This window comes from Delftia acidovorans SPH-1, from assembly GCF_000018665.1.
Taxonomy (GTDB): Bacteria; Pseudomonadota; Gammaproteobacteria; order Burkholderiales; family Burkholderiaceae_C; genus Comamonas; species Comamonas acidovorans.
Genome location: NC_010002.1, coordinates 4934258 through 4937306 on the forward strand (window position 1 = coordinate 4934258; position 3049 = coordinate 4937306).

General features: G+C 55.6%; 4 protein-coding genes and 1 pseudogene. 1 reads left to right on the top strand and 4 read right to left on the bottom strand.

Annotated features, from left to right (window positions below; translation table 11 throughout):
* The first annotated feature begins 32 nt into the window (after nt 1-32).
* Nucleotides 33-473: a hypothetical protein gene (locus DACI_RS22695; RefSeq protein ID WP_157059695.1), complete on the top strand. Its 441-nt coding sequence runs from the start codon at nt 33-35 to the stop codon at nt 471-473.
* A 680-nt stretch (nt 474-1153) separates the two neighbouring features.
* On the opposite strand, the gene DACI_RS32230 is transcribed toward DACI_RS22695, so the two are convergent.
* From DACI_RS32230 to DACI_RS32845, 4 genes and pseudogenes are all read right to left on the bottom strand, one after another.
* Complete coding sequence (locus tag DACI_RS32230; RefSeq protein WP_012206309.1) at nt 1154-1405, bottom strand: hypothetical protein; 252 nt, start codon at nt 1403-1405, stop codon at nt 1154-1156.
* Nucleotides 1402-2199 carry a hypothetical protein gene (locus DACI_RS32420; RefSeq protein WP_225971113.1) on the bottom strand — a complete coding sequence of 266 codons (798 nt, stop codon included), beginning with the start codon at nt 2197-2199 and terminating at the stop codon, nt 1402-1404. The genes DACI_RS32230 and DACI_RS32420 overlap by 4 nt, the downstream gene beginning before the upstream one ends.
* 30 nt (nt 2200-2229) lie before the next feature.
* Nucleotides 2230-2439 (bottom strand): annotated as a pseudogene (locus DACI_RS32840) (RHS repeat-associated core domain-containing protein); the annotation flags it as partial.
* Nucleotides 2379-2762 (bottom strand): polymorphic toxin-type HINT domain-containing protein, encoded by a 384-nt coding sequence (locus DACI_RS32845; RefSeq protein ID WP_080518219.1) that lies wholly within the window; start codon nt 2760-2762, stop codon nt 2379-2381. The pseudogene DACI_RS32840 and the gene DACI_RS32845, both read right to left, overlap by 61 nt.
* Nucleotides 2763-3049 lie beyond the last annotated feature (287 nt).

The following is a 3049-nucleotide window of genomic DNA, read 5'->3' on the forward strand; positions in this document are numbered from 1 at the left end:
CTTCCCATCAACTGCTCAATGTAGCCAGTCACATGCCTTCTTCCAACGAACAGTCCAGCGCAATCCGACGCCCCTGGTATCTGACAGTTGTCGCTGCCGTACTTCTGTTGTGGGGCGCAGGCATGTCCTGCTATTTCCTTCCGGGTACGGTGAAGGCTCTCCTGTCGGGCGTCGCGCCCCTGGGCATCCCGCTGCTTTTCCTGGCCTGGATGCATGTACTGTGGGTGGTGCTGACCGTGGTGGGCATCGGCATCCTGAGGGGCGACGCCCGGGCACGCCCGCTGTTGGTGGTGGGGCTGGTCGCGATGATTGCCGCCCCCGCGCTGTCAGGGTTGGAAGCTGCCCAGGGGATTGTCTCCAAGCTGATCGTTTATGCGTTGCTCATCTGGGCGGTGTTCACCAGGGGCTCCAGCATCTACTTTGCGCACCGCAACGCTGAAGCGGTGCATAGGCACCAGGCCGATCCGCAGTAGCACCCGCCATGGTCCATTCATTGGCCACTTCTGGTTCAGCCGCCGCGCACTGATTTGCAGCCAGGAATACGGGGCACTTGAAGACCGGCCCAGCTCCCGATGTCTGGCGAGTGAAGCCCAGGCGCGTGCTTTTCTACTGCCTGCTGCCCTTTGCGGTGGCGCTTGCGCTTGTGGGGTTTCCCATACCGGTGCACCTCCTCGCGCATCCAAGGCTGGCCAGGAACAGTCGGCGCCTGCTGAAGAGCGGCGTTGAATTGCGTGGGTCAAGAGAACCAACTCTCTCATGGCGAGGTCCGACTGCGCCGAGGCCCGGATAACACCTCGCACCAAGGCCAGCGCAGTTAACCGACAGGGGCTGATTCTGACGGCGCTGCCCAGGCCGTTGGCGTATTGCGTGCGGCTGAACAGCCAGGGGGCCGTGTTGCCGGGCAATACCGCTGCGTCGGTGTCGCTGTGCAGGGTTTGGGTGCTGTCGATCCCGCGAATCTCGAAGCTGCGGCGGGCGTGCAGGCCGTCCAACTGGATGCGCTCATACGCCAGCGGGCTGTAGGTGGCCGTGCGGCCTTGCGTGGCCTTGTTCAGGCCTGCGTTGCTGAGGAATTCTTCTGCGCGCAGGTTGCCTGCGTTGTAGCTGTCAGTGACAGCGCGTCATATCAAGCAACTTGCTTCGACGAAAACGCTCACTTGAAGCAACATTCTTTTAGAAATCTTCGCCCACCTTCTGTCAGTCTATACCAAGGAAGAGCTTCTATATCACTAGCAGAAACACTCAACATATCCTCAGAAACCAACTGCGTCATTAATTCAAGTGCATTTACTTCACCTCCAAAGCCTGCTCTAGACAATGCCACTTCCAAGTTATACCAAGTTACACCTTTTGGCCGTTTTTCGAAAAAACCAAGTATAAAAATTTTTATATCTCGAGAGATCATGGCGCATCCTTATGATATAGCGGATTTGGTATCATCTTTTCGTTAAGCCCATAATATTTAAGCGTTGCCGTGTGGGTATTGTTCCATAGTCGATATGCCTCATCCGAAGAGGATGGAACTCCCTTTTCCCAACCCAACATTCTGTATCGAACATACTCCCTCAATTCATGAGTATAGAAATTTAAATCGACTTGTTCAGCAGGCATTTTGCCATTAGAAATACTTTTTAGTCTGGAAATAATAAAATTATTGGAATCATCTTGACCAAACCTCGCAAGATGCCCCTCAACCACACCAATTCCGCGCTCTGTTACCTTTACTCGATTTGTATTCAGCTCACGAACAATACCGCCGACATTTTCCGGTTCAAAATTTCTACCACTATTTGGGCCCTTCGCACCAAGAATTCTGACGGTATTATTTTCCACCAATGAAGTACTGCCATTTACTTCACCCCTCCTAGCCTGCACAGTCTTAACGGCTGGCTGCGTCTGTGGTGAAGCTACAAGCGCGTCCTTTTCTGCTACCAGCTTGGGCGTCGCATCGTTTAATTTAGGCAGTACCGCCTCGACATCGGCACTCGGCGTCTTCGCCGCCAGCACAGGCTCCGTGGTTTGGAGCTCCTTTGCCAGTGCTCTTGCTACGGTCCTCCGATCCAGGCTGCTTTTGATGGCATTTGCCAGAGGTACCGATCCGGCCCCCAACGCGCCACCCACGGCCGCAGACGTCGCCGTTGCCCAGGGCGTAGAGGGTGCAGGTGAAGCGGCCACATCCTTCTGCAGCGTTGTCATCATGGTGGAGGTCGATTGCTCCCCATTCGGATCCACATACCGATACGGGTTGTACCTGCAGTACTGGTAAGCACCCCAGGTAATCGGCAGCCTCGCCTCTCCCTCCACCGGGTCACGGCTGATGAACTGGCCGCTGGCCGGGTCGTAGTAGCGTGCCCTGGCGTACAGCAGGCCCGTCTCACCTACGGATTGAACCCCGCATACCCCATCCGCACAAGTATTGCACGGCCCCACGTTATGCACCCAGGTCCCCAGCCCCCCCCCACAAAGAACGTGTGCCCCGTCTCAACCGTCAGGTTGTATGTCGTCCCCTGACGCGATTCCAGGCGCGGAGCGCGCATGCGCAAGCGGGTTTGCGTGGCGAGGGATACCAGTTCATCCCCCACCTGCAGTTCTTCCACGCTCACGAAGCCGTGCCCCGAAACATAGAAGGGATGGCCGGGAGTGACCAGAAGATCTTCCGTGCGAGTCGGTGCGGTCTCCTCGCCAGGCAGTGCAACCTGCTCGACGGTCAGTCGCAGGATCGGCTGGTCATCACGGATATGCGTTGCGGTTACTGCCGCCAGGAACGCCTCACCTGAACCGTCTTATCAGGGTGCTCATCGTCGTTTCCTTCAACGTTAACACCTGAGCAGGAATTCACTGGGTCAATACACGGTCAGGCCATCAGCGTTGTCTTAACCATGGAGCTGTATCGCTTCACCACGCAGTTGCATACGCTGTTTGCGCTGGGCAATTTATGGATGCAAAGCAAGCTGATAATGGCATAAGGATGAGTGGACCTTAATATTGACACCAATTAGCTTTCCCCCTGAGATGCACGAATTAAATAATTATCTATCTTCATGATAAT